Raw genomic sequence first — 20,959 nt, forward strand, 5'->3', positions numbered from 1 at the left:
AACTAATTTAAAATGAGTGTTTTTGCAAATAAATACTTATATTTAATTGCCATTATATAACCAGTTTTAACCTGCTGTCATTCCCGCTTATGAAAAAGATAGTTTTATCGCTGTTAGCGGCATGGTGTTGCTCTGTGCCTGTTTTTTCACAAAATAATAATCCGGTTTCACCTTCCGTTCCTTTAGACGCTGTGGTATCGCGTCTGCAAACTTTATCGGCCAATAAAGCAGTTGAAAAAGTGTACCTGCATTTGAATAAACCTTATTACAATGCAGGCGATACCATATACTTCAAAGCATATGTAACCCTGGGCGAACAGCATGAGCCTTCAAAGTTAAGTGGCATGTTACATGTCGACCTGGTTAGCCCCTCCGATTCCCTGCTGCAAACTATCCCACTGCAAATGGTTAACGGCCTGGCCGCAGGCGATTTTAGTCTTCCCGGTATCTTGCCCGGAGGAACCTATCGTATCAGGGCTTATACTAAGTGGATGATCGATAACGGGCAGAGTTTATTTGACCGGCAGGTAAACGTCAATGGCGGGGCATTTGCAGGCAATAAAGCGTTAGTGGTTAAAGCAGGTAAACCTAACATCGCTTTTTTTCCGGAAGGGGGAAGTTTTGTAAACGGTATACCAATCAAACTGGCCTTCAAAGCGGTAAGTACAAACGGTCAGGGGCTTGATGTTAAAGGTGTTGTGGTTGACAACACCAATGCCGAAGTAACCAGGTTTGAATCGAAACACCTGGGCATGGGGCTTATATTTATTACTGCCGAAGCAGGTAAAACTTATAAAGCTAATTTAACCTATGCCAATGGTACCAAAGCGATAGTGGATTTACCGAAAGCCGATAACGAGGGGATCACGTTGATGGTTAACAATGATAATCCCGATAAACTTGGCATTGAAATAAATGCCAATAAAGCTTATTACCTTAAAAATAAGAACAAGGAAATAGGGATAATTATTTATTCGGCCGGTAGTATCCGCTCGGTAAAAACCGTGCTTGATAACCAGGTGCTCGACCTAAATCTTAATAAAAAAGATTTTAAAACAGGTATAGCCCGGATAACGCTTTTTTCGGAGCAGGGCGAACCACTCAATGAGCGCCTGGTATTTATCCAAAATCCCGACCTGTTAACGATTACATCTGTTAGCGATAAACCTTTATACCCGGTAAGAGGAAAGGTGCATATTGCTATCAATACTAAAAACAAAAATGGAGAGGCGGTAAAAAGCTATTTATCAGCAGCAGTTATTGATGCCGACAAAGTTTCCACAACCGGGGACGATGAAAATAGCATATTATCAAGTCTGCTGCTAACTTCAGATCTGAAAGGGGCAATTGAGCAACCCAATTATTATTTTGCTGATGTTAGCAATGATACCCGGTCAAACCTTGATGTATTGATGCTAAGCCAGGGGTACCGCCACTTTGAGTGGAAGCAAGTGCTAAATGATGCCAACACTGCCGCAGTGTATACTGCCGAAAACGGTTTCGATGTATCGGGCCAGGTGAAAACAATTTCGGGGAAGCCGGTTGATGGCGGTACGGTAACCCTGATGCCGCAGGCAGGCGGGGCTTTATTAACACAAACCACCGATCATGATGGTAATTTTACTTTCAAAAACCTGGTTTATGACGATAAAACCCCGTTCATGATCCAGGCTAAAACGGCCCAAGGGAAAAGTAATACCAAAATATCCATTTCTCAGGCAAAGGCATTAACAAATATCAAAACCGGAGATTTGATGAGCCCGGCACAAGGGGTAAATGGTGCGGGCTTTGATAAAACTACGCAACAGCCGGTTTATATAGCTGATGCAAATAGCAGGGCACTTAATGCGGTTACCATTAGTGAAAGAGGCATTAATGCCGGTAAGCTTACTACAGAGTTTTTGGGGAAAAATAACCTGCGAGACCAAAGCACCCTGTCAAACGGGTTGCAGGGACGTTTAAATGGTATTGTTTTGAGACAAGGTGTGCCCTACCTGGCCGACAAGGTGAACCCGGTCATGCAGGGAGGGCCAATGTTGATTGTAGTTGATGATACCGTATTGCCGGCCGGAACAAGTATTGATAATTACAATGCTGCTGATGTTGAAAGTGTAAATGTGTTAAAAAATAACGATGCTACCATATATGGTGTAAGAGGGGCAAATGGGGTATTGGTGCTCAAAATGTGGAAAACTCAAGCTCCGGTTGTTTCAAATAATGTGATTTCGCCAGGCTTACTGTATTTTACAGCAAGGGGTTTTTACAAAGCCCGTACCTTTTATTCGCCGGTTTATGAAGCATCAACAGGTGCTGATAAGAAACCTGACGCAAGAACCGCTATCTACTGGAACCCCGATATTGTAACTGGCAAAGATGGCAATGCCTCGTTTGATTTTTTTAATGCAGATAGCAAAGGTAATTACCGTTTGGTGATAGAGGGTATTGATGAAGCAGGCAATATAGGGCGGAGCATATTAACTTATAAGGTACAATGATGCCGGCGCATAAAAAACCCTGCCATGGTAGGCAGGGTAAAAAAACCACAACAATTGTTTAACCTTTGGGCTATGAATCCCTCCGGTCTATTCCTAATTGCAATGTGATCTTTCAATTATTAAACAATATAAAATCAAAATAGTTTAATCATCGGGTGTTTATTTTCAGTGTTTTATGTGTTAAAATCACCTCTCGAAGGTATTTAAACGAATAGTTGTTTTTAAATCAAATTTCAATCTATCTTTATATTAAATAAATTATGAGAAATCTTATGAAAAAATCATTTCAGCTTAAAGCAGCATTCCTGTTTGCTTTCGCCTTATTAGTATCAGCGGTAACCTTTGCCCAGAACAAACCTGCAAGCCCGCGCGATAGCGTTAGCGGTACAGCTGCAGGTTCAACTATTACTATTAACTATGGCAGTCCATCGGTTAAAGGCCGTAAAATTTGGGGCGGTCTTGAAGCTTACGGTAAAGTATGGCGTGCAGGTGCTAACGAGGCCACAACTTTTACAACAACAAAAGATATCAAAGTTGAGGGTAAACCACTGGCAGCGGGTACTTACGGCTTTTTCCTGATTCCTGCCGAAAACGGTACCTGGACAGTTATTTTTAACAAGGTGGCCAAACAATGGGGCGCGTTTAAATACGATGAGTCAAAAGACGCCCTGCGTGTAAACGTAAAAACCAAAGCCGCGCCAATGCACGAAAGATTAGTTTATACAGTTGATGCAAAAAGCTTTTGCATGTTCTGGGATAAGATCGTAGTGCCGGTGTCTGTAAGTAAATGATATTCAGTAACCTTATTTTTCACAATTTTTAAGGCCCCGCCAGGGGCCTTTTCTATTACCCGGGTTTTAGCGCGCAAAAGCATTCTTTTTTAAACCTGAACCCTAAAGCGCTATATTTACCTTAGATAATGCGCTACCCAACCCAAAAAAAACCTGTACTAAAAAGAATCATGGCGATAACATTATTGGCATTGACTATTTTTTTGCTGATGCTGTTTGCTGATCATCCGGTGGCTGTTGAACGTTATTATGCCAATGGTTTTTACATTGTCATATGCCGGGTTTTTCATTCCGTTTTAAACGTATTTCCGTTTAGTGTTGGCGACATTGCATATATAGCCGTGGTTATTTATTTGATTTATGCGGTGATCATGTTAATTGCCCTGTTGTTTAAAAAAAGATTTCAAATGGCTGGGAGACTTTTTTTAGGGTTGGTTATAGGTATACAGGCAGGCATTGTGGCTTTTTATCTTTTGTGGGGAATGAACTATTTCAGGCTGCCGGCCTCCGAGCGGCTTGGGCTCAGGGATACTGCTTTTACAACCGCTGATCTTAAAGCGGTAACCCGGATCCTGATTGACAGCGCCAACGTTACCCGTGCACGGCTTACACCAGCAGACTGGGCCCAAAGTAATACCCATATTTATAATACAGCACGGCATGCCATCGGCGTGCTCAGTAAAGATTCTGTTAATTTCAGGGCTTATAATCCTGATGTAAAACCATCGATATTGACGCCATTATTAAATTATATCGGTACCTCGGGCTATTATAACCCTTTCACCTCCGAAGCCCAGGTAAATTACCAGATGCCCATTTTTAACCGACCCTTTGTGGTATGTCATGAAATGTCGCACCAGATGGGGTACGGGGCGGAGGATGAAGCTGATTTTGCCGGCTTTGTCATCGCCGTAAAATCACATGACAGGTTGTTACGTTATTCGGCATATCATCTCGCCGTGCAGGAATTCATGCACTCGCTTGGCGCCCGTGATACCCTTGCGCATAAAGAACTCAAAGCGCTCATCAGCAAAGATGTACGCGGCGATTATATCACCGAGCGCAATTATTGGCTGGCCTACGAAAACAAGCTGGGGGCCATAAGCAGTGTTTTTTACGATAATTTCCTGAAAGCCAACAACCAGCCCCAGGGCCTCGAAACCTATAACCGCATGGTGTTGTTAGCTATGGCGTGGTACCGAAACCAATGGTTGTCATCGGCTTCGCGGCATTGAGTCATTTTGGAAGGCGATATGCAACTGTTTTGGAATTATCGAGCCATGAAATACAAACAAAATGACTTAATGATGCAAAGCAAAATGACTCAATGACACAAGGTAAATGACCTAATGACGCGAAGCAAAATGACGCGAAGTGAAATTGAGCGTAGCAGATAAAAAAATGCGTTCCGTATCTCACCCCGGAACGCACACAATATCACGTCTCAAATGATATTGAATCAACTAAATCTCAGATATCATATTAAATGTGTACCCAAGTTCTTTATATTCGGATACCGGAAAGGAAACCGGTACAGAAATTTATCAAATGTTAACTATACAGTTTAAAAGTACAGCAAATAATTACCTTAAAAAAAGCCGATTGTAAATATTTGAATAAAAACGGCAGTGCTATGTAATTATTATGAATTAATCTCCAAATTTACTTCAAAATCTTTAAAAAGCCTCGTTTACTTCACATTTATATGGATAAATTGTTTGGTAAAATTGCTGTTACCGTGAAAGTTAATTTTATTATTGTTTCAATGTTTCTTCCTGCTTTGGTTTTTGCTCAAAAAATTAATCAAAAGGAAATAAAACGGAGCGAATCATTAGCAAAGTCAGTAACCATTATCAGGGATAATTGGGGAGTTCCTCACATTTATGGAAAAACAGATGCCGCTGTTGTTTTCGGATTGATGTATACCCAGTGCGAAGATAACTTTAAAGGTATTGAACGCAATTACCTTTACCAGCTAGGCAAACAGACCCAGGTTGATGGCGAAACTAATTTATATACCGACGTGCAACTGCAACTGATTGCCGATAGTGCCGATGCCATTAAAGATTATAAAACAAGCGCCCCCTGGTTCCGGAAACTGTTGGATGCGTTTGCCGATGGCATTAACTATTACCTATACAAACATCCCGAAGTAAAACCCCAGGTATTTAAACATTTTGAACCCTGGTACGCGTTGATGTTTACCGATGGCAGCGTTGCCGCTACCGAAACCGGGGGGATTAAACTAAGCGAAACCAAAGAGTTTTACAGTACTGCCCCCGAAAAGCTCGGCGCGGTGATCAGCGAGCCGGAAAAAAATATTTACGACATGGTGAACGAGCGCGAAACCGGCTCAAACGGCTTTGCTATAGCACCATCCAAATCGGCATCGGGCCATGCTTTGTTGTATATCAATCCGCATGTGCCGTTCTATTTTCGCAGTGAGGTTGCGCTGGTAAGCGATGAAGGCCTTAACGCGTACGGGGCTGTTACCTGGGGCCAGTTTTTTATTTACCAGGGCTTTAACCAGCACTGCGGATGGATGCATACCAGTGCCTATGCCGACGTAGCCGATCTTTACGCCGAAAAAGTGAGTAAAAAAGAGGGTAAATGGTATTACGAATATGATGGTAAGCTAAGGCCCGTTATCACCCGCGAACTATCTTTCAAAATAAAGCATAACGATGAGATTGAACAGCGCTCCATAACAGGCTATTATACCCATCACGGCCCGGTGCTGGGCGCCAGGGATGGTAAGTGGATGGCACTTAAAGCTAACAACCGCTCATACAATGCCCTGGTTGAGTCATGGCTGATAACCAAAGCTAATAACCTGGGCGAATATAAAAAGGCCATGAATATGTTATCAAACGCTACAAACAGTACCGTTTACGCAGATGATAAGGGGAATACAATTTTTTGGTACGGCAACTACATCCCCAAACGCAATCCCAAATATGACTGGAGCCTGCCGGTTGATGGCAGCACATCAGCTACCGAATGGCAGGGTGTCCACAAGCTGAGCGAGATCATCACCATTACCAACCCCGCCACCGGCTGGATCCAGAACTGTAATTCAACACCATATACGGCTTCGGGCACGTCAAGTCCGGATAAAAGTAAATACCCGGCGTACATGGCCCCCGATGGTGAAAACTACCGGGCAGTAACTGCTATCCGGATTTTAAAAGATGCGAAAAACCTTACGCTTGATGGCCTGGTAGTCAAAGGGTATGACCACTACCTGGCCGCTTTTGACGATCTGTTACCCTCACTTTTTAAAGCATACGATGCAGCCCCCGATTCTGTAAAGCAATCGCTTGCTGAGCCAGTAAAGATACTGCAGCAATGGGACAGGAATACCGCTATCCATTCTGTAGCCAGTTCGCTTGCTATTGAATGGGGCACCCTGATGGTGAAAGCACTGCCGCCGCCTCAAACCGATCAGGAAAGCACTTTTATTACCCGGCGCTTTCAAACATTGGTTAAAACCATAAGTCCGGCGCAGCAATTAGCCTGGTTAAATGATGTACTTAAAAATTTGCAAAGCCGTTTTGGTACCTGGAAAGTGGAGTGGGGGGAGATGAACCGTTACCAGCGCCCGGATGATGGCATTAGCTTTGATGATAACAAACCCAGTATCCCGGTTGGTTTAACAGGATCGGGCTTTGGACAGCTGCCATCGTTCCAGAGCCGTACCATGAACACCAACAAGCGGTATGGATATTCGGGCAATAGTTTTATCGCTGTTGTGGAATTTGGTACACGGTTAAGGGCCAAAAGCATCGTAAATGGCGGCAGCTCTTTTGACCCTGCATCAAAAAACTTCACCGATCAGGAGCAGGGCATTATTGACGGTAAATTTAAGGATGTGCTGTTTTACAAAAAAGATGTTTTAAAGCACGTGCAGCGCACCTATCATCCCGGCGACGGTTTTAAATAGTAAAAAGTATATTTGGTAAGTTAAAAAATGAAGAGAACCCTGTTAATTGCCTTATTGTTGTTTTGCAGCGAAACGTTGTTTGCCCAAAGCATAACCATTAATGATCTGGCAAATATCTCCAATCTTTCAAACGCCGAAGCACACAACTATCTTACCCTCGGGAAAAAATTCAAGCGCCGGTATCTCCAGGATGTTAACGGCAACAGCATTGAGCACCTGAACAGGATAGGGCCGGATAATAAGGAAGAAACCATTGTAATAGGCGTTAGTAGCAAGCTTAGCAGCGGAGCTGTACTGCGTACCGTTACCTATACCACTTCTACACCGCAACACATCATTAATTTAATAGGCCAGGCTAAACACATGGGTCTGATCATGAAACTCCACGGCTCTGATGTGAAAAACGATATCTATCTTTTTGATAATGATTTTTTCCATATCGTAATATTCCTTAATCACGATAATATCTCCGGCTCGGTAGAAGTGCACCAAAAGGAATATTTAGGTTTTGATTGATTCTGAACCATGATTTTAGGGACTTAAGGATTGCCGGGATGATAATCGAAATATCCCTGGCTATTTAAAACCTGTCCATTTAACAAATTCAAAAAACAGTTCAGACAAAAATCCTGTCCATCTAATAGATTCCTTAAAAATCCCGTTTCAGAAAAAAAACTGACAATCCCCAATCTCTAAAAATCAAAGTTCAAAATCAACGCTATCAGCGTAATCAAAACACATCAACGGTCTATGCCAAAATAGTTGAACATTTTGTTTAATTCCCGATAACTATTTACCTGCAAACCTTATTTCTTTGTATTACCGATATAAACTTTTTTGAGAGCTATTCTATGAGCCAGCGATACTGTTTAACCCTCGATCTGAAAGACGACGCGGCACTCATTGCCGAATACGAAAAATATCACCAGGCTATTTGGCCCGAAATTCATGACAGCATTATCGCCAAAGGAATCACCAAAATGGAGATCTACCGTTTTGATACCCGCATGTTCATGATCATGGAGGTTGATGATACTTTCAGTTTCGAAAAATCGGCAGCTTTAGATGCGGCGAACCCTAAAGTAAAGGAATGGGAAGATTTGATGTGGGGATTTCAGTCGCCGGTAAAAAATGCGCCCGCAGGTGCAAAATGGGTTTTAATGGACAAAATTTTCTCCTTATAAATAGAATAGTTATGCTAAAGAAACTACAATTACTGTTGATGTTTGTGTTGCTGATGGCCCCATCGGTATTTGCCCAAAAAATGATAGGCACCGAAACCGATACCCAGAAAGAGAAACGCATGGAATGGTGGAAGGACGACCGTTTTGGTATGTTCATTCACTGGGGCCTGTACTCGCAGGCTGCCCGCCACGAATGGGTAAAGCATAACGAAAAAATTGATAACGCCGGTTACCAGAAATATTTCGACCAGTTTAACCCCGACCTGTTTGACCCGCAAAAATGGGCAAAGCAGGCCAAAGCGGCAGGGATGAAATATGCGGTACTAACCACCAAGCACCACGAAGGATTTTGCCTGTTCGATTCAAAATTTACTGATTATAAAGCTCCCAATACCAAAGCCAAACGCGATCTGGTACGTGAATACGTAAACGCTTTCAGGGCACAGGGTTTAAAAGTTGGCTTTTATTATTCGCTGTTAGACTGGCACCATCCGCAATATACTATTGACGAGATCCACCCACAGTCGCCTGCCGATAAAAGCGATGCCTCATATGCTAAACTGAACAAAGGGCGCGATATGGCCAAATACCGCCAGTACATGCGCGATCAGATCACCGAACTGCTAACCAAATACGGCAAAATCGATATCCTTTGGCTTGATTTCTCATTCCCGCGCAAAGATGGTCACGGTAAAGGCAAAGACGAATGGGGATCTGTTGAGTTGCTTAAGCTGATCAGGAAGTTACAGCCGGGCATTATTGTAGATAACCGCCTTAACTTGGAAGAGTATAAAGACGGCGCTGATTTTGAAACCCCTGAACAGGTAAGCACTGCCGAACTGGCCAAATACCGTGGCAAAACCTGGGAAACCTGCCAAACCTTTTCGGGTTCATGGGGGTACTACCGTGATGAAAATACCTGGAAAACCCATCGTCAACTGCTCGATCTGTTAATTACTTCGGTAAGCAATGGCGGCAACCTGATCCTGAATGTGGGGCCAACCGCACGCGGCGAGTTTGACTATCGTGCTACCCGCGCGCTGGATAGCCTGGCTTACTGGATGCACGCCAACAGCAAATCGGTATACAACTGCACGTTTGCTCCTGATACTTATAAAATACCAGAGGGAACCAAGCTTACTTATAACAAAGCCGCCGGTAAACTGTATATACATTTGTTTAACTATCCGCAAGGCAAGCTGGTTTTACCTGGTTACAAAGGCAAGATCAAATACGCGCAGTTTTTAAATGACAGCTCTGAACTTTTATATAAGGATGGCAGCGGTGACGACCTGGAGTTAACGCTCCCCGCACAAAAACCGCCGTATGAAATTCCGGTAATTGAACTTACGCTTCAGCAATAAGCAAAAAAATATTGTCCTTACTAAAAAAAGGGCCGATCATATACAAATAATGTCAACACAAAAGGAAACATATTTAAGGATCCATCCGCATGATAACGTACTGGTAGCCTTACAGGACCTGCCGCAGGGAACCGTTATCACGTTTGATGGACAAACTTTTACACTGGTAGATAAAGTAGCGGCAAAGCATAAATTCGCCATTAACGAACTGCCGGTAGACAAGGAAATTTACATGTACGGCGTGCTGGTAGGCAAAGCCTCGGCCGTCATACCGCAGGGTGGTTTGTTAACCACCGAAAATGTGCACCACGCAGCCGAAGGCTTCCATTTGGGCGAACGCAAGCTACAATGGCACCAGCCCGATACGACTAACTTTGAAGGCAAAACCTTTATGGGCTACCACCGTGCCGATGGTTCGGTAGGTACAGGTAACTATTGGATAGTGGTACCGATGGTTTTTTGCGAAAACAGGAATATCAACGTATTAAAGGAAGCACTGGTTGATAAGCTGGGCTACAAAAAAGCCAAAAGCTACGAGGGCGATGTGGAGCAGTTGATGGAACTTTACCAGGCTGGTAAATCTGTAGAGGAGATCTTGAACGCCGATATCCAGGTATCCGAGGATAAGCCAAACTCTAAACGCCTGTTCAAAAATATCGACGGTATTAAATTTCTGAGTCACAGCATGGGTTGCGGCGGCACCCGCGAGGATTCAGATACCCTTTGCGGATTGATAGCAGGCTACATTACCCACCCCAACGTGGCCGGAGCAACCATATTAAGCTTAGGCTGCCAACATGCGCAGGTGAGCATTTTGCAAAATGAAATTGCTAAACGTGATGCTAATTTCAGCAAGCCGCTGGTAGTATTGGAGCAACAAAAAGTAGGCACCGAAAGCGAGCTATTGAAACAAGCTTTGAAACAAACCTTCGCGGGTTTAGTGAAAGCCAATGAAACAACCCGTCAACCTGCACCATTGTCAAAACTGTGTATTGGCTTGGAGTGCGGCGGTTCGGATGGTTTTTCGGGCATTTCGGCTAACCCTGCATTGGGTTACTTGTCTGATTTGCTGGTTACCATGGGCGGATCCGTGATCCTGTCGGAATTCCCTGAGCTTTGCGGTGTGGAGCAGGAACTGAGCGACCGTTGTATCGATGTGGAAACCGCTAGCCGCTTCATGCACCTCATGACTACTTATAATGCACGTGCAGAGGCGGATGGATCGGGCTTTTATGCCAACCCGTCGCCGGGCAATATCCGCGATGGATTGATCACTGATGCCATTAAATCGGCAGGTGCCGCTAAAAAAGGCGGTACGTCGCCGGTAACAGCAGTTTTGGATTATCCTGAAAAAGTAACCAAACCTGGTTTGAATTTACTATGTACCCCCGGAAGCGATGTGGAAAGCACCACTGCCGAAGTAGGCGCAGGCGCAAACATCGTACTATTCACTACCGGTTTGGGGACACCTACTGGCAACCCGGTTACGCCGGTCATCAAACTATCAACCAATACGGCTATGTTTGAGCGTATGCCCGATATTATAGATATTAACTGCGGTACCATTATTGAAGGTTCCGAAACCATTCACCAGGCCGGCGAGCGGATCCTGGATTACGTAATAAAAGTAGCCAGCGGCGAAGCCGAACCTAAATCGGTAAAACTTGGCCAGGATGATTTTATCCCGTGGAAGAGAGGGGTGTCGTTGTAATATAGGAGGTTGTTGGTGACAACACCAACAACGGCGAAAGATTTGCGTGGAGGCATAAAGTTGTAGGTGACAACACCAACAACGGCGAAGAGGAGAGTGTCGTTATAACATCAATAAAAGCTGGGGCTCGTGCGATTCCCTCCCTCGGGAGGGTGTAGGGAAGGGTTTCTTCGATATGCTTAATCGGCAAGCATGGCGTATAAACCCCTCCCTGCCACCGCATAGTCCAACCGCACCCCTCCCGAGGGAGGGAATTGAAAAAAGTTGTTGGTGACAATACCAACAACGGCGTTGAGAGATAAAATATTAATAACCATAAAACAAAAAAGTCTCCCCTTTCGGGGGAGATTTAGAGGGGGCCCGGCCCGTACTTATGTTCAAACTAACCAATAAATCAGTAATTATAACAGGCGGCGGCAGCGGCATAGGCAAAGCTATGGCCGTGTTATTTGCACAGCAAGGCGCCGAGGTTCATATCATCGAATTAAACGATCAGGCGGCAGCCGATACCGTGACCGAAATAACTACGGCGGGCGGTAAAGCTACGGGCTATGCCTGTGATGTAAGTAACCAGCAGCAAGTGGTTGATACTTTTACCAAAATAGGTAAGATAGATATCCTGATCAATAACGCAGGCATAGCGCATATTGGCAGGGCAGATAATACCAGTACCGAAGATTTTGAGCGTGTGTTTAACGTGAATGTTAAAGGCGCTTACAACTGCCTTTACGCGGCCCTCCCGGCAATGAAAGCCAATGGCGGCGGCGTGATCCTCAACACGGCTTCCATAGCAGCTAGCGTTGGCATTACCGACAGGTTTGCTTACTCCATGAGCAAGGGCGCCATCCATGCTATGACCTTATCTGTAGCGCGTGATTTTCTGCATGATAACATCCGTTGCAACTGTATCTCGCCGGCAAGGGTGCATACACCTTTTGTGGATGGGTTCATCGCCAAAAACTACGCTGGTCGTGAGGATGAAATCTTTGAAAAGCTCTCAAAAAGTCAACCGATAGGCAGGATGGGTAAACCGGAAGAAGTAGCTGCTTTGGCACTTTACCTTTGCTCAGACGAAGCTGGATTTATTACCGGCACCGATTATCCTATCGATGGCGGCTTTATCACCCTGAACAATTAAAACCTGACTTAATATGATTAAAAAGCTATTATTAATGGGTATGCTGCTTGGCGCCGTACGCGCGGGCGCTCAAACCTACACGCCAACGACCGACAACCTTGCTGCAAGGCAAAACTTCCAGGATATGAAGTTTGGCCTGTTTATTCACTGGGGTATTTACAGTGAGCTTGGCGCGGGCGAGTGGGTGATGAATGAAAAGCATATCCCTTATGATAGCTATAAACGTTTGGCCGATTTCTTTAATCCGCAGGCTTTTAACGCCCACGACTGGGTGATGTTTGCCAAAAAAGCGGGCATGAAGTATATCACCGTTACCTCGCGCCATCATGATGGGTTCAGCATGTTTGGTACTAAAGCATCGCCGTACAATATTGTTGATGCTACTCCTTACCACAAAGATCCTTTAATGGAACTGGCACAGGAATGTGTTAAGGAAGGTATTGAGCTGCATTTTTACTATTCGCTATTGGATTGGGGCCGCAAGGATTATGCTTATGGCAGTCCGATAGTTGACGGCAAGCCCGCAAACGGCGACTGGGACAGCTACATCAGTTTTATGAAAGCGCAGCTTACGGAACTCATTACCAAATACCCCGGCGTTAAAGGCATTTGGTTTGATGGCCACTGGGAGCGTGATGTTAACTGGCATTATGACGAGATCTACGGATTGATCCATAAACTGAACCCTGCTATACTGGTAGGCAATAACCATCACCTTGAGCCAAAAGAGGGCGAAGATTTTCAGATGTTTGAAAAGGATTTGCCCGGAGCTAATACTACAGGTTTCAGCGGTAAATCAAAAATAGGTGCATTACCTTTGGAAACCTGCGAAACCATTAACAACAGTTGGGGCTTTAACATTACCGACAGGAGTTTTAAGTCATCCAAACGCATTATCCATTACCTGGTTAACGCGGCCGGTTTAAATGCGAACTTTTTATTGAACATAGGCCCGATGCCAAACGGAAAAATTCAGCCTGAATTTACCGATACGCTGGCTGTTGTAGGCGCCTGGGTACAAAAAAATGGCGAAGCGATTTACGGTACCCGCGGCAGCGGTATCCCGGCACAGCCATGGGGAGTAATCACTCAGAAAGATAAAAACCTGTATGTGCATGTGATGACAGCACCGCAACAACCCTACGTTTTCATTCCGCAATTAAAAGGAAAAGTAACCAAAGCCGCTTTACTGGCCGATGGCAGCGCGGTGAAATTTAAACAACAAACCGAGGGCGTGTTTGTATATCTTAGCGGCGTGGCAACCGACCCTAACGATACTATTATTAAACTGACAACTAACTAATACAACGATAATATGAAACTTATACGATTTGGCGAGATTGGGAAAGAGAAGCCGGGAATTATACAGAACGATAAAAGATATGATGTATCGGCCTTTGGCGAAGATTACACCGAACAGTTTTTTGAAACAGATGGCATCAACCGCCTTACCGCTTTTGTACAGGATAATTTACTGCCCGAAGTTGCCGATGATGTACGCTTAGGAAGCCCTATCGTGCGCCCTTCAAAACTGGTTTGTATTGGTCTTAACTATGCCGACCATGCCAAAGAAACCAATGCACCGCTGCCGCCTGAGCCGGTGATCTTTATGAAAGCTACCACCGCTATTGTTGGTCCGTTTGATGATATCATGATCCCTAAAAACTCCGTAAAAACCGATTGGGAAGTGGAACTTGCTGTGGTTATCGGGAAAAAAGCATCGTATGTGGAAGAAGCTGAGGCTATGGATTATGTGGCCGGTTACGTACTGCACAATGACGTAAGCGAGCGTGAGTTCCAACTGGAGCGTAATGGTACCTGGGATAAAGGTAAAGGCTGCGACACCTTTGCGCCGCTTGGTCCGTTTTTAGCTACACCTGATGAAATTGCTGATCCGCATAACCTGCGCCTATGGTTAAAAGTTAACGGCGAAACCATGCAGGACGGTACTACCTCAAACTTTATATTTAACCTGCCGCACCTGATCTCGTATACCAGCCAGTTCATGACCCTGCTGCCGGGCGATATTATATCGACAGGTACACCTGCAGGTGTTGGATTAGGAATGAAGCCGCCGATCTACTTAAAAGCGGGCGACGTGGTAGAATTAGGTATTGAAGGCCTGGGTGAATCAAAACAAAACCTGATAGCTTATGCTAAAAATTGATGCACATCAGCATTTCTGGCAATACAACCCGGTAAGGGACAGCTGGATCACTGAAGACATGCAGGTAATAGGGCGGGATTTTTATCCCGAAGACCTGTTACCTGTACTGCAAAAACACGGCATGGATGGCAGTGTCGCCGTCCAGGCCGATCAGTCGGAAAAGGAAACGGAATTTCTGTTAGATCTGGCATCCGTTAATCCCTTCATCAAAGGGGTAGTAGGCTGGATAGATTTGAAAGCCGATGATCTGGAAGACCGCCTGCATCATTTTAAGAAATACGAAAAGCTTAAAGGCTTCCGGCATATTCTGCAGTCGGAGCCCGATGAGCAATATATGCTTGATCCGCAATTTAAAAAAGGCATCGCCGCTTTGGGCAAACACGGATACACTTATGATATCCTCATCTTCCCTAACCATTTGCCGTATGCCGCGCAATTGGCAGCTGAATTTCCGGATCAAAAGTTTGTGCTCGACCACATGGCCAAGCCCTACATCAAAGCCGGGAAAATAGATGGCTGGAAACAGGATATCGAAAAGCTGGCAAGCTATCCCAATGTATCCTGCAAGGTATCGGCCCTGCTCACCGAGGCGGACTGGGACAACACTCCCGCAGCTGATTTTATCCCTTATATCGATATTGTATTCAACGCTTTCGGTATCAACCGGGTATTGTTCGGCTCCGACTGGCCAGTGTGCCTCCTGGCCGGAGGCTATGAAAAAACAATGGAGGTAATGGACCTGTATGCTGAAAGACTATCAGCTGCAGAAAAGGAATTGTTTTTTGGTGGGAACGCGGCTGCTTTTTACGGTTTAGGGTAAATTCCAGATACTTAAAAGTACCTAAAATGTCATTTCGATAGAGCATTGGGGCGCTGAGCGCCGGGGGCGAAAGAGAAATCTTATACGACTAACAAGAACGCATGTTCGGGACAGGGCGCATAAGATTTCTCCTCACGCCATCACTATCTCCCTGCCCGCCTTCGTCGAAATGACAATTCTTTTTATTCATTTCACGTTCCATAATCTCATCAAATTCCGCGTTTTTACGATACTTCGCCACTGTACTAAAATCACTAAACTGTGCTGTATATTATTTATTTCAAAACGATAGGCTCTATTATCAATATGATAGCGCAGTGTTTAGTGCATTTAATTATAAATCAATTAAATGTCAGCATAAATGTAATATTACGGTAACACAGAGCGTCAGATATAAGTATGGCACACATTTAGCTGTATGTACACATGATGGGTATAAAATAACATTAAAAAGGCGAACCATTTCTCTCCCGATAACGTTATATGGGTACCAATCAGACTTAAATTTTTATGTTAGACGTTATGTACACAACCCTGTTACAAGTTGTAGTCCTGCTTGCGGTTTTCATTTTGCCGATGTTCATATTTGGCAAAAAGATCAGGAACAAAAAAGTAAAGACCGTTAATTATAAGATAGATACCGATACCTCTGAGGCCCGATATGCTATTAATGAAAATGGCTTCCTTGAAGAAATAAACACAGGCAAGCTGTCAAAGCACCGTAGTTGAGTGCAAAACATACAAAAGCAAAGCACACTTTTGCCTGCTTTGCTTTTGTATTTAAAAACTGATCTTATTACTCCTGTTTTTTCAGAAGCCCTGCTCATCGGCACTTGGGCCGTAGCTGCCCGGTATCGGGATATCCAGTAAACGTAAATAAACTCCCAACTGTGCCCTGTGGTGTACAATCTGGCAGTAAGTCATCCTGATCACTTCTGCTTTTGTCCGCTGATTAAGGATCTGTTCGCCATTACGGAGCGTCCAGATTTTATCAAACGTACTAACGTCAGCTTTTTGCAGGCTCGAATAGCCATCGGCCAATGAATCCTCAAACAACTTCAGCAAATCGGCAGTGCCGCTCACTTTTTTAGGCTCGTAAGGTACAGTGGCAAAATCCAGTTCGTCGGTATTTAAGGTAATAGTAACCCAGGTAGGTAATTCAGCAATGTGGGTCGAGAGCTGTTCAATGGTCATGCTTTTAGGGTGCGGCTTCCACTGGTATTTATCGTCGGGGATGCGGCTCAGCATTTTTTCGGTGGTTTGAGCTTCCTGCTCCATCTCCTGCAATAACGATTTCAAAGTGTCCATAAGTGTTGTTGTTTGTTTTATGATGTAAAATAACAAAGGGGTAATGACAGCCCTATGTCAGCAGGGACCGGGGAGGGTAATATTATTTTTCTGAACCGTGATTTTTAGGATTGGCAGGATGTTGTTGGTGGATAGGGTTCATTACCCGCTCTGTTAATATACCCTGATGATAGGTACTTGAGATTTTTCCATGAGTGGTTTTGCTGATTAAATATTAACTTCGTAAAACCTTATAACAAATGAAGAAACAAAACCTGTTGTTGCCGGCAATTTTAGCGTTGGCTATCGCATCCTGCAAGAAAGAAAAAAATGATCAGTCCAAAGATATTCCTGTAACAACTCTTATTATTGGCAATTGGAAAGCCACTTCAATAGCCGAAATAGATTATACAGATGGAATACGCACTGGCTATGATACTATTGCAAATTATCCTTTAATACAATTTAAACAATTTAATAAAGATGGCACCGGAACAAGTACGAACAATTTATTTACTTATGAAAAGTTCAACTTCAGTATTTCCGGTAGAACGTTAACGCTTACAAACGATACAGTAACAGATTATAACGACAAAACAAAAAGCAGGCTACCTGATAGGGTATTTAAAATAATAAAAGTGAACTCAGCTACTCTTGGTTTATACTATGAAGTTCCGCCGTATGTAGAGGATGGAAAAAATAAAAGCTTCACACAAAATACTTACTACACCAGGCAGTAATGTAAGTATTGAATAAATTTGCAGCTATGAGTTACACACCACCACAGCTCCGCACCGTTAACGTGATCCGTTACGTAACGCCTTTGCGCGAGGGCGGGTCATTACCGGCCATTGCCGAAGCTGATGACGAATTTTTATATGTACTGAAATTCCGTGGGGCAGGCCAGGGGGTAAAAGCCCTCATTGCCGAACTTATTGGCTGCGAAATAGCACGCCTGTTAGGTTTCAAGGTCCCTGAGCTGGTATTTGCCAATTTAGATGAAGCCTTCGGCCGTTCGGAGGCTGATGAAGAGATCCAGGACCTGCTGAAGTTTAGTGTAGGGCTTAACCTGGCGCTGCATTATTTGTCGGGCGCTATTACTTTCGATCCGGCGGTAACTATTGTTGATGGCAAACTGGCTTCGCAAATAGTTTGGTTCGATTGTTTGCTTACCAATGTAGACCGCACCGCCCGTAATACCAATATGCTGATATGGCATAAAGAATTGTGGATGATTGATAACGGCGCCGCGCTGTATTTCCATCACTCATGGAATAACTGGCAGGAAATGGCTACCCGCCCGTTTTTACAGGTGAAAGACCATGTGCTGCTGCCCCGCGCCAACCAACTGGATACGGTTGATGCTGAATTTAAAGCAATCCTAACGCCCGAAAAGATCCGTGATATTGTGGGCTTGATCCCCGACGAGTGGATCACCTACCGCGATTTTGAAGAAACGCCTGAAGAAGTGCGGAATATATATGCCGAGTTTTTAATAACCCGGCTGACCGCTTCAGATGTATTGGTTAACGCCGCAAAACAAGCCCTATATGCAGGTATTTGAGTACGCCATAATCCGCGTTGTACCAAGGGTGGAGCGCGAAGAGTTTATCAATATAGGGGTGATCCTGTTTTGTCCCAAACAAAAATTTTTAAAAGTATTGTTCAAGGCTGATGATGCAAGGTTAGCTGCCTTTTGCGGTGACCTTGACCTGGATTGCCTGAAGGAAAATATTAATTCGCTTGAGCGGATCTGTAATGGCGAAAAAGATGCAGGGCCAATAGCTCAGTTAGATCAGCCATCACGCTTCCGTTGGCTTACGGCTACACGCAGTACGGTGGTGCAGGCATCCAAAGTGCATCCGGGCATGACCGCTGATGCGGAGGCTACGCTGAACAGGTTGTTTGAGCAGATGGTGTTGTGATGATATTTGCCCGTGAGGACACAGGCAAAGGGGAAGACAAGAAACTCGCGCTCGTTTGTAACGAGTGCGTAGCTGGGTTTGCGTTTATAACGCACAGGCGATACAATCGCCAAACCATATTAAGCGCTCGTTGCAAACGAGCGCAAGGAGGGAAGCTATTGGAACTTTGTTTATGATACCACTCCTATACAAATGCATTCCGCCACAGCGACTTTTGAAGCCGAACTTAATAAAGCTTTGGACATACTAAAACTCAATAATGGTTATGATGGAAGGATAGTGCTCAATGAAATCTTCATATCTGTTTTACAAGCCACTTCTGTTAATAAGACCGATTCGGCAAACCTAAAGATCAACGGTTATGGAACACGAACCTTTCCTGATACTTGTTTGATGGTTGATGAGGAAAATTACAAGTCGATACTAAAATCTGCACAGAGTGATTCCTTAGTCAACTTTTATATAGGAAGTGTATTTTTAAATCATCAAAGAATTTTTAACATCAACTATCCTGCTTTAAAGCAAGGTAAAAAAACATATTATAAAATTGACGTTTACAGACAACCATGCGTTATGGATGCGGTGCCAATCGCTATAGATTAATTATGTACGGCAGTATTTGTGTTAACCCGCCGCGACAGTGTTACAGTGTTGTCATCAACTTCTAATCCCCCCTACATCACCTCTCACCCCCCACTTTTACTAACGCCGACCCTGTAAATCCCTTATTTTTATATCACAATTATAACCACGGGGATTTTTATGATCTATCAAATCAATATCAGGAAAGTAATACTGTTTGCCATCGTGCTTTGCATGGCATTTTTTTGTGTAAGCAGCGCCCATGCCCAAAGCCATAAAAAATTCAAAGTAATAGCCTTTTATACCGGCCGGAGCGACCTGGCGCATATCAGCTTTGTGCACGAGGCTAATCGCTGGTTTCCTAAAATGGCTGAAAAGTACAATTTTACCTACGACAGCACCAACAACTGGGCAAATATGAACCCGGAGTTTTTGGCCAAATACCAGTTAGTAATATTTTTAGACACCCGCACTGATAACCCCGAACAGCGTGCAGCTTTTGAACAGTATATGAAAAAGGGCGGCGCCTGGATGGGGTTTCATTTTTCGGCCTTCGCGCTTACGCCCTCGGACTTTCCGCAAAACTGGGACTGGTACCATAACGAGTTCCTTGGTTCGGGACAATATGTGAGCAATACCTGGCACCCAACTTCGGCGATTTTAAGAGTTGAGGATGCTAATCATCCGGTAATCAAAGGCCTGCCCACCATTTTTAAAACAAACCCTAACGAATGGTACCGCTGGGAACACGATCTCCGCAAAAATCCGGATATCGATATCCTGCTTGCGGTTGATTCAACAAGTTTTCCCTTGGGTACAGGCCCAAAGCAACACGAGATCTGGCATAGCGGTTACTACCCCGTAGCCTGGACTAATAAAAATTACCGCATGGTTTATTTCAACATAGGCCATAATGATATGGACTATGACGGCGGCACCAACAAAGAGTTATCGCAAACTTTTGAAAATGCCGATGTTGATAAACTGATCATCAACTCGCTGCTTTGGTTAGGCAGAGGAAAGTAGTGTCACCAGCCCACTGAAGCAGAAGTTTTATTTTTACGTGGGTTTAGGCGTCCACGCCCTGAACCGTAACCTAAGAAAAAAACTCTTCAAAAGTGGGGGAATGTGCGATTCCCCTCTTGAGAGGGGCGGAGGGGTGTGTTATTCTACGTGGGGCTTATCGCTTGTATAACACACCCCCTGCTCCCGCTCTTTCCCACCGCGCCCCCTCTCAAGAGTAATAGCCCATCAAGAGGCAGTAGCCATTTTGTTAATTAAAAAGTTAAACACCTGGTTATTGCCTCTATTGTTATATTTAAATGTGAACTCATTCAGGTATGATTGCAAATGTCTGAGCGATACTTTATGGTATTGACCATATATCCCCCGTTTTAACAATGTCCAAAAGCCCTCAATCGTATTGGTGTGATACTCTCCCCGGGCATACTCTTCTTTTTCCTTGTTTAATACCTGATGTTCACGGAATATTTTATTTAAACCGGCATATCCACCAAAGCCGTCCGTTACAATAGTAGCATCTGTGCTCACT

General features: G+C 44.2%; 20 protein-coding genes. 18 read left to right on the plus strand and 2 right to left on the minus strand.

Annotated features, from left to right (window positions below; translation table 11 throughout):
- Window positions 1–89 precede the first annotated feature (89 nt).
- From BLS28_RS11545 to BLS28_RS11605, 13 genes are all read left to right on the plus strand, one after another.
- Window positions 90–2,495 carry a hypothetical protein gene (locus tag BLS28_RS11545; protein WP_091166861.1) on the plus strand — a complete coding sequence of 802 codons (2,406 nt, stop codon included), beginning with the start codon at window positions 90–92 and terminating at the stop codon, window positions 2,493–2,495.
- Window positions 2,496–2,767: 272 nt separating this feature from the next.
- Complete coding sequence (locus tag BLS28_RS11550; protein WP_091166863.1) at window positions 2,768–3,286, plus strand: DUF2911 domain-containing protein; 519 nt, start codon at window positions 2,768–2,770, stop codon at window positions 3,284–3,286.
- 170 nt (window positions 3,287–3,456) lie between these two features.
- Window positions 3,457–4,521, plus strand: coding sequence for a DUF3810 domain-containing protein (locus tag BLS28_RS11555; protein WP_176844436.1), 1,065 nt, complete (start codon window positions 3,457–3,459; stop codon window positions 4,519–4,521).
- Between the two features lie 470 nt (window positions 4,522–4,991).
- Window positions 4,992–7,229, plus strand: coding sequence for a penicillin acylase family protein (locus BLS28_RS11560; RefSeq protein ID WP_091166867.1), 2,238 nt, complete (start codon window positions 4,992–4,994; stop codon window positions 7,227–7,229).
- Window positions 7,230–7,256: 27 nt separating this feature from the next.
- Entirely contained in the window at window positions 7,257–7,745 is a 489-nt protein-coding gene (locus BLS28_RS11565) for a hypothetical protein (protein ID WP_091166869.1), read from the plus strand.
- A gap of 335 nt (window positions 7,746–8,080) precedes the next feature.
- Window positions 8,081–8,413 carry an L-rhamnose mutarotase gene (locus BLS28_RS11570; protein WP_091166871.1) on the plus strand — a complete coding sequence of 111 codons (333 nt, stop codon included), beginning with the start codon at window positions 8,081–8,083 and terminating at the stop codon, window positions 8,411–8,413.
- An 11-nt stretch (window positions 8,414–8,424) separates the two neighbouring features.
- Window positions 8,425–9,777, plus strand: a complete 1,353-nt coding sequence (locus tag BLS28_RS11575; protein ID WP_091166873.1) for an alpha-L-fucosidase — start codon at window positions 8,425–8,427, stop codon at window positions 9,775–9,777.
- 49 nt (window positions 9,778–9,826) lie between these two features.
- Entirely contained in the window at window positions 9,827–11,488 is a 1,662-nt protein-coding gene (locus tag BLS28_RS11580) for a UxaA family hydrolase (protein ID WP_091166876.1), read from the plus strand.
- 373 nt (window positions 11,489–11,861) lie between these two features.
- Window positions 11,862–12,626, plus strand: coding sequence for an SDR family NAD(P)-dependent oxidoreductase (locus tag BLS28_RS11585; protein ID WP_091166878.1), 765 nt, complete (start codon window positions 11,862–11,864; stop codon window positions 12,624–12,626).
- A gap of 13 nt (window positions 12,627–12,639) precedes the next feature.
- Entirely contained in the window at window positions 12,640–13,929 is a 1,290-nt protein-coding gene (locus tag BLS28_RS11590) for an alpha-L-fucosidase (RefSeq protein ID WP_091166880.1), read from the plus strand.
- Window positions 13,930–13,941: 12 nt separating this feature from the next.
- Complete coding sequence (locus tag BLS28_RS11595; protein ID WP_091166882.1) at window positions 13,942–14,793, plus strand: fumarylacetoacetate hydrolase family protein; 852 nt, start codon at window positions 13,942–13,944, stop codon at window positions 14,791–14,793.
- Window positions 14,780–15,613: an amidohydrolase family protein gene (locus tag BLS28_RS11600; protein ID WP_091166884.1), complete on the plus strand. Its 834-nt coding sequence runs from the start codon at window positions 14,780–14,782 to the stop codon at window positions 15,611–15,613. The genes BLS28_RS11595 and BLS28_RS11600 overlap by 14 nt, the downstream gene beginning before the upstream one ends.
- A 522-nt stretch (window positions 15,614–16,135) precedes the next feature.
- Complete coding sequence (locus BLS28_RS11605) at window positions 16,136–16,342, plus strand: hypothetical protein (protein WP_091166886.1); 207 nt, start codon at window positions 16,136–16,138, stop codon at window positions 16,340–16,342.
- 81 nt (window positions 16,343–16,423) lie between these two features.
- Here BLS28_RS11605 and BLS28_RS11610 read toward each other — a convergent pair whose 3' ends face one another.
- Entirely contained in the window at window positions 16,424–16,921 is a 498-nt protein-coding gene (locus tag BLS28_RS11610) for a DinB family protein (protein ID WP_091166888.1), read from the minus strand.
- A 239-nt stretch (window positions 16,922–17,160) separates the two neighbouring features.
- Here BLS28_RS11610 and BLS28_RS11615 point away from each other — a divergent pair, with 239 nt between their 5' ends.
- The 5 genes from BLS28_RS11615 to BLS28_RS11635 all read left to right on the plus strand — a co-directional run bounded on the left by BLS28_RS11615 (window position 17,161) and on the right by BLS28_RS11635 (window position 20,433).
- Window positions 17,161–17,640 (plus strand): lipocalin family protein, encoded by a 480-nt coding sequence (locus BLS28_RS11615; RefSeq protein WP_091166890.1) that lies wholly within the window; start codon window positions 17,161–17,163, stop codon window positions 17,638–17,640.
- Window positions 17,641–17,666: 26 nt separating this feature from the next.
- Window positions 17,667–18,464 carry a HipA family kinase gene (locus BLS28_RS11620; RefSeq protein ID WP_091166892.1) on the plus strand — a complete coding sequence of 266 codons (798 nt, stop codon included), beginning with the start codon at window positions 17,667–17,669 and terminating at the stop codon, window positions 18,462–18,464.
- Complete coding sequence (locus tag BLS28_RS11625) at window positions 18,451–18,825, plus strand: DUF3037 domain-containing protein (RefSeq protein ID WP_090528220.1); 375 nt, start codon at window positions 18,451–18,453, stop codon at window positions 18,823–18,825. Before BLS28_RS11620 ends, BLS28_RS11625 begins: the two co-directional genes overlap by 14 nt.
- Window positions 18,826–19,017: 192 nt before the next feature.
- A complete protein-coding gene (locus BLS28_RS11630; protein WP_091166894.1) occupies window positions 19,018–19,428 on the plus strand; it encodes a hypothetical protein in 411 nt (136 codons plus the stop codon).
- 159 nt (window positions 19,429–19,587) lie between these two features.
- Window positions 19,588–20,433, plus strand: a complete 846-nt coding sequence (locus tag BLS28_RS11635; protein WP_218134398.1) for a ThuA domain-containing protein — start codon at window positions 19,588–19,590, stop codon at window positions 20,431–20,433.
- A gap of 225 nt (window positions 20,434–20,658) precedes the next feature.
- Here the strand turns inward: BLS28_RS11635 and BLS28_RS11640 are convergent.
- The coding region (locus tag BLS28_RS11640) for an IS1595 family transposase (protein ID WP_143020738.1) at window positions 20,659–20,959 on the minus strand (301 nt) is incomplete at its 5' end.

Origin of the sequence: Mucilaginibacter gossypii, assembly GCF_900100945.1 — a bacterium.
Lineage (GTDB): Bacteria > Bacteroidota > Bacteroidia > Sphingobacteriales > Sphingobacteriaceae > Mucilaginibacter > Mucilaginibacter gossypii.